At 32.4% G+C, this 6,800-nt stretch carries 8 protein-coding genes; 5 read left to right on the top strand and 3 right to left on the bottom strand.

Annotation, left to right across the window (positions count from 1 at the left end; translation table 11 throughout):
* Window positions 1–135 precede the first annotated feature (135 nt).
* The 3 genes from P8K68_RS10350 to P8K68_RS10340 form a co-directional block, all read right to left on the bottom strand.
* Window positions 136–333 (bottom strand): hypothetical protein, encoded by a 198-nt coding sequence (locus tag P8K68_RS10350; protein ID WP_300250480.1) that lies wholly within the window; start codon window positions 331–333, stop codon window positions 136–138.
* A gap of 119 nt (window positions 334–452) precedes the next feature.
* Entirely contained in the window at window positions 453–1,253 is an 801-nt protein-coding gene (locus P8K68_RS10345) for a TIGR00266 family protein (protein WP_300250478.1), read from the bottom strand.
* 132 nt (window positions 1,254–1,385) lie between these two features.
* Entirely contained in the window at window positions 1,386–1,841 is a 456-nt protein-coding gene (locus tag P8K68_RS10340; protein ID WP_300250475.1) for a DUF4442 domain-containing protein, read from the bottom strand.
* 157 nt (window positions 1,842–1,998) lie between these two features.
* Here P8K68_RS10340 and P8K68_RS10335 point away from each other — a divergent pair, with 157 nt between their 5' ends.
* The 5 genes from P8K68_RS10335 to P8K68_RS10315 all read left to right on the top strand — a co-directional run bounded on the left by P8K68_RS10335 (window position 1,999) and on the right by P8K68_RS10315 (window position 6,635).
* Complete coding sequence (locus P8K68_RS10335; RefSeq protein WP_300250472.1) at window positions 1,999–2,445, top strand: DUF4870 domain-containing protein; 447 nt, start codon at window positions 1,999–2,001, stop codon at window positions 2,443–2,445.
* Window positions 2,446–2,666: 221 nt separating this feature from the next.
* Window positions 2,667–3,008, top strand: a complete 342-nt coding sequence (locus P8K68_RS10330) for a PadR family transcriptional regulator (RefSeq protein WP_300250470.1) — start codon at window positions 2,667–2,669, stop codon at window positions 3,006–3,008.
* Window positions 3,005–4,804, top strand: coding sequence for a PspC domain-containing protein (locus P8K68_RS10325; RefSeq protein ID WP_300250467.1), 1,800 nt, complete (start codon window positions 3,005–3,007; stop codon window positions 4,802–4,804). Before P8K68_RS10330 ends, P8K68_RS10325 begins: the two co-directional genes overlap by 4 nt.
* A gap of 104 nt (window positions 4,805–4,908) precedes the next feature.
* On the top strand, window positions 4,909–5,637 hold the full coding sequence (locus P8K68_RS10320) for a head GIN domain-containing protein (RefSeq protein WP_300250464.1): 729 nt from the start codon (window positions 4,909–4,911) through the stop codon (window positions 5,635–5,637).
* Window positions 5,638–5,798: 161 nt separating this feature from the next.
* A complete protein-coding gene (locus P8K68_RS10315) occupies window positions 5,799–6,635 on the top strand; it encodes a DUF2807 domain-containing protein (RefSeq protein WP_300250463.1) in 837 nt (278 codons plus the stop codon).
* Window positions 6,636–6,800 lie beyond the last annotated feature (165 nt).

The following is a 6,800-nucleotide window of genomic DNA, read 5'->3' as shown; positions in this document are numbered from 1 at the left end:
TTTGGCGATATAGAAATCGCTTTGCTCTATTTTAACAACATTATTATTTACTATTAAAACAAAGAGCGTCAAAATAAAACCTAAATGACCAAAAATAAAAAGATCGCCTAAATTGTTTTTAGACGACCTCTTTTTTTATGGTTTTAAATAAATTAAACATTGATTTAATTCTGGGTTTTGCTGTACTAAAGAATGAATATAAATTTTAAGTTCTTCAATCTCGTAAGGCAGTAATCTTTGTAGTGCCTTTTGTACTTCTTTGCAAAACAACGTAATGTCAAAACTTACTTTACTAAGCACAGTTTTGGTATACTCTAGCATTGCTCTTGCCATAGTTTTTTTAAGGTTTTGGTTAAAATAAATAGTAGATATTTTAATAGGCTTTTTTTTATATAGCTATAAATTTAATTAAAAATTATTCAAGTTTGATAACTTTAAGTAAAATTAACATTTTAAAATCTATTATCGCCATCCAATAAATCGCCTAAACCACCAAGAATGCTCCCTTCACCTTTGCTTTTTCCTCCAGTACGAGGCGCTGATGCTAGAACTCTACCTGCCAACCTACTAAATGGTAAAGATTGAATATAAACTGTTCCTGGACCTTGAAGTTTAGCAAAGAATAATCCTTCGCCTCCAAATACGGTGTTTTTTATACCTCCAACAAACTCGATATCATAATCTACAGATTGATCGAAACCTACAATACACCCAGTATCGACTCTTAACGTTTCTCCTGCTTTAAGCTCTTTCTTAGCCATGGTACCTCCAGCATGAACAAATGCCATACCATCGCCTTCTAGTTTTTGCATAATGAAACCTTCGCCTCCAAATAAGCCTCTTCCTAATTTTTTTGAAAACTCAATACCAACGCTTACCCCTTTTGCTGCACAAAGAAATGCATCTTTCTGGCAAATAAATTTACCTCCAAAACGTGTTAAATCTATGGGTATAATTTTTCCTGGATACGGAGATGCGAATGACACATTACGTTTACCAGTTAAGTCGTTATAAAAAGCCGTCATAAATAAACTTTCGCCAGTAAGGATGCGTTTTCCTGCACCTAAAATTTTACCTAAAAAACCACTATCTTTTTGAGAACCGTCTCCAAAAATGGTTTCCATTTTAATGCCATCGTCCATCATCATAAAACTTCCTGCTTCGGCTACAACGCCTTCGTGTGGGTCTAGTTCTATTTCTACGTATTGCATTTCTTCGCCGTAGATGCGGTAGTCAATTTCGTGTGATGTCATAATATTGTATGTTGTTAAGTTGTTTGCTGTTGATTTGATTATATGTTGACTTGTTTTGCGTTTTGTTACAGTTTTTGTTTAGTTGTTTGTTGTTAAGTTGTAAATCGACTAATGGACTTTACGGCATACGCCTTAACTCTTAACCTTTACACTCCACTCGAAATTAAACGTAGAAACCACAATACCTTCTTCATTTACGCCTACCGATTGCATCCATAAAGTTTGCCCTTCTCCTGTTTCTATGGCTTTATTTAAAACTTCGTCTATAGCTTTACCGTCATTACAAGTAAACTTAATTTTTCCTGTTGCTTTTTTAGTAAATGCGGCGTTGTTGGATGTTACTAACATAGATACGCGTTTTCCTGATTCTTGAATTTTGGATATCATTAATGCACCCGTAGAAAACTCGGCTGCCATACCTTGTACTGCCCAAAACATAGACTTAAAAGGATTTTTGTTTATCCATTTGAATGTAACACCAACAATACATTTTTCATTATCTATATGTTTTGTTCTTACACCACACAAATAGGCTGAAGGCAATTTAAACATCGTGTAAGTATTTAATTTTCTTGGTGTTAAGGTCATTTTATAGATTTTAATTTTTCACTAAGTTATGAAAATATTTGACATTTATAAATGTTAAATTTATGTTAATTACAGTACTATGCGTAACAAAGTACCTTCTTTTAGACATATATTTGCATAAGAAACTATTATATGTTTTTAATCAATCGAAAAAATCATGTTAGATAATCATCAAAAAAACATCGCTACATTTATTCATTTATCTACATTTTGTAGGTTCTTTATTCCGTTTGGAAATTTTATTGGCCCTATTGTTTTATGGGTTGCTAATAAGGAGAAATCTGAATTTATTGACACACATGGAAAACAGGTCATAAATTTTCAACTAAGTGTTTTTCTGTATGCTATTATTTTAGGAACCTTGACGATTCCGTTTTTTATTTTTAAAATTTTTAACGGTTTAGACTTTATAGATTTTCATGAATTTCATGACTTTCATATTAATTTAGGAGATCCTTCTCCTCTATTATATATAGGAGGTGGTTTAGGTGTTTTAGCGGTAATTGGTTTTATTATTGAATTGGCGCTTATAGTTGTTGCCAGTTTAAAGGCCAGAGATGGACAGATTTATAAATATCCTTTTACCATTAACTTTTTAAAATAAACTATGACTTATAAAGAACTTATAAATGGCGGATGGGACCGCGTTAGGGATTGCAATGGAAAGCCCACAGCCCGACGAAGGAGGTGCGAGGACTTGAAATGGAAAGCCCGACCCTTGTGGTAACGCCCAATTAATAAATTAGAATAAAAATTTCATCAAAATAATCATCAATCAAATCAATCAAAAAATGAACAGTTTCACAACATTAAAAGAATGACACTATGAAGATAGAAAACACAAAAGCACAGATGCGTAAAGGCGTATTGGAATTCTGCATACTCTCAGTCTTGAAAGACGAAGACGCTTATGTAGCAGAGATTCTGGGCACCTTAAAAGATGCGAAGTTGCTGGTGGTAGAAGGTACCATTTACCCTTTGCTTACACGACTTAAGAACGCAGGACTTTTAAATTACAGATGGGAAGAATCGACCTCTGGACCGCCAAGAAAATATTATGGTTTAACCGAAACCGGTAAATTATTTTTAAAGGAATTAGACACTACATGGAGTGAATTACACAATGCAGTAACAATAGTAACAAGCCAAAAAACAACAAAGCAATGAATAAGACAGTCAACATTAATTTAGCAGGTATATTTTTTCATATAGATGAGGATGCGTACTTAAAATTGCAACGCTATCTTGAGGCTATAAAACGATCATTTACAGACTCGCAAGGCAGATCTGAAATTATAGCCGATATAGAAGCGCGAATTGCCGAACTTTTTAGTGAGCGTGTGCAAAATGATAAACAAGTTATACGAATTACTGAGGTAGACGAGGTGATCTCTATTATGGGACAACCTGAAGATTATCTTGTAGATGACGAGATTTTTGAGGATGAACCACAAACGTCTTACTCAAGTAAATCTAATCCATCTAGAAAGTTATTTAGAGATACGGACAACTCTTATATTGGTGGTGTATCGTCTGGACTAGCACACTACTTTGGTATTGATGCCATTTGGATTCGCTTAGCTTGGATACTATTAATTTTTGGAGCAGGAACAGGTATTTTACTTTATATTTTGCTATGGGTTTTAGTACCTGAAGCTAAAACAACTGCTGAAAAAATAATGATGACAGGCGAACCTGTGAACATTAGTAACATTGAAAAAAAAATAAAAGATGGGTTTGATACCGTTACAGAAACCGTAGGTGATGTTGCAAAAAATGTATCGGATTCCGTATCAAATGCAGCCAAAAATATTGATGTAAAAAAAACGGGGAACTCAATAAAATCATCTTCAAGGACTTTTTTTGATACCATTGGTGATATTATTATGTTTTTCTTTAAAGTATTTGCCAAATTTATTGGCGTTTTGCTCATCTTTATAGGTGCTACCACATTAATAGCGCTTATTATTGCGTTGTTTTCTGTAGGAATTTCAGAGGCAGTTAACATTCCTGGTTTTGATCTTATAGATGCTGCTAATGCGGCAAGTACGCCTGTATGGCTAGCTTCTTTATTAATGTTTTTTACTGTAGGTATTCCGTTCTTTTTCTTATTCTATTTAGGATTAAAAATATTGGTTAACAACCTTAAATCTATTGGGAATATTGCTAAATTTTCGTTATTAGGTCTTTGGATAATGGCTATTATTGGCTTAAGTATTATTGGCGTAAAACATGCAAGCGAACATGCTTTTGATGCGCAAGTAACTAAAAAAGAGCTTTTAAATATAACGGCTAATGACACCATAAACCTAAGAATGATTGGTAATGATAGATATCATAAATCGAATTCTGGAAACCTTTATAGAAATAATTCTTTCAAATTGGTACACAATGAGAACGATGAAAAGATGATATACAATTCAGATATTAGACTTATAGTAAGATCTACTAAAGATTCTTTAGCTTCTTTAAGTATTGAAAAAAATGCTGAAGGCAGCAATTATCAAGTCGCCAAAGAGCGTGCAGAACAGATTAATTACAATTACACTTTAACTAATAATGAATTGCTACTTGATGCCTATTTAACGTCTGATTTTAAAAACAAATTTAGAGATCAGAAGGTAGAGCTTATTTTATATTTACCTGAAGGGTCCATATTATATGCGGATAACAACACCTATTCGTTCCATAGAAACGACTCTTATTACAATGATATTTTGGAAAATGGGATGGAAGAGCATTACTTAAAAATATTGCATAACGCCACAAAGTGTTTAGATTGTGATGACGACGAATTTGAAGTAAACATTAATACGGATGGTGTTAAAATAAATGAAGATGGTATCGAAATTAAAGATTTTGAAAACCGTGTAAAAATAAACAAAGACGGCGTAAAGATAGAAGCAGATGCTGTGCAAGTTGATATTAATTCTAATGGAATCAACATAAAATCAGACAACTAACAATTCATCATTAAAATATAACAACTCAGGTATTTATATTATTTAAAGCTCATCAACAATTAGATATTTGAAAAATAAATTAATCAATCAAAAAACGAACAATCATGACCACACTAGTCAAATTCATTGTAACCACTGTAATAAGCTTAACGCTTTTTTCATGCAATTTCGATATGAACCTAAACTCTGGAATTAGAGGAAATGGAGATGTCATTACAGAAGTCCGAACTATTAACGAATCGTTTTCAACCATTAGAGCTACTGAAGGCTTGGATGTTTACCTAACACAAAGTGACAATGAAAATGTTAGTGTTGAAGCCGACGGTAATTTGCAAGAAATTATCTTAACGGAAGTTAAAGATGGTGTTTTAAAAATTCACACTAAAAAAAATATTGGTAAAGCAACATCAAAAAAAGTACATGTTAGATTTAAAAACATATCGAGTATTATTTCTACAAGTGGAAGTGATGTTTATTCAACACATACAATTACTACTGAACGTTTAGATTTAAAATCTTCCAGCGGAAGTGATATGGAAGTTGATGTAAACACTTCTGTTTTAAACTGCAAATCTTCCAGCGGAAGCGACATGAGAATTTCAGGAAAAACTACTAAATTAGTTGCTGAAGCTAGTAGTGGCGCAGATATAAAAGCAGCAGATTTAATGGCTGAATCTAGTGAAGTTAAAGCTTCCAGTGGTGCTGATATTACCATAAACACATCAAAAGAGCTAACTGCGAGAGCATCAAGTGGTGGCGACATTAAATATTATGGAAATCCTGAAAAGGTTGACAAAAGCGATAGCGCTTCGGGAAGTGTGAAACAAAAATAAAAACCAATACCAACAACCAACTGATTTTAAAACCACTCCAAACTTTTATGAAAAGCTTGGAGTGGTTTTTGTTTTATATTTGTTAGTGACTAATACGGTATCCAATGTGTCTCATTAGTATTACATATTGATTCATTTAGCATTTAATCCATTTTTAAAAAATGACAAAATTACTTTCAATCTTATTTTTTGGTTTATTGATTTCCAACACCTCCTTCGCTCAGAATATTGAAAAAATTAAAGGCAATAGAATTGTTACTATAATACAAACAGATATTGAATCGTTTCATACCATAGCTTTAGATGAAGATTTTGAAGTTGAAATTATTTATGACAAAAATCCTTATGTACAAATTGAGACTGATGAGAACCTTCATGAGGTTATTGAATTCCAAGTTATTGATAGCGTACTTACATTTAATAAAACTCTAAAAATAACATCCAAGAAAAAATTAAATATTAAGGTGACTTATAATGATGCTTTTAGACATGTTGAAACGACAGACGATGCCGAAATTGTATCACTTTTAACGATGGATATTGAAAACTTTTCGTTGAAAAGTAGTGGGTCTTCAAAAGCAGGATTAACCTTAAAATCTAATACTTTTGATTTTAGTGGTGATGATAAGTCTAAAGTAAAACTAAATGTAACGAGTGAAAACTGTATTTTGAACTTAAGTGGTAATGGTAAAGTTGAAGCACTTATTAATACTTCTATACTTTCAACATCACTTTATCAACGTGCTATTGTTAATATTGAAGGTTCCTGTGATATTTCTAAAATAGATTTAGATAATAATTCGGAATTTAACGGGAGAAATTTCACCATAAATACTTGCGATATCGTTTGTGCCATTAGTAGTGATGCTTATCTTGAAGTTTTAAAAGATATCACTATTGAAGCTTCAGGCACTAGTGCTGTTTATTTGTATCAGAACCCTAAGCTTATAGTAAATAAGCTAACTGATACTGCAAAAATTCAAAAAAAGGTAAAATAAATAGCGGTAACAGGATTTAAATAATCCTAATAACCTGAGTTCGATTATTAAAACAGGCAAACTTGATTGGAATTTATAGTTTGAAATTTAATAGACGGTTTTTTAGGCAAGAAGCTATATGCGATAAGCCCTGAAATCAGGTTGCTAAGAAAGTTCCCAAAGCTT

Source organism: Algibacter sp. (assembly GCF_029245835.1).
Taxonomy (GTDB): domain Bacteria; phylum Bacteroidota; class Bacteroidia; order Flavobacteriales; family Flavobacteriaceae; genus Algibacter_B.
This window is presented reverse-complemented; position numbering and strand designations above follow the sequence as displayed.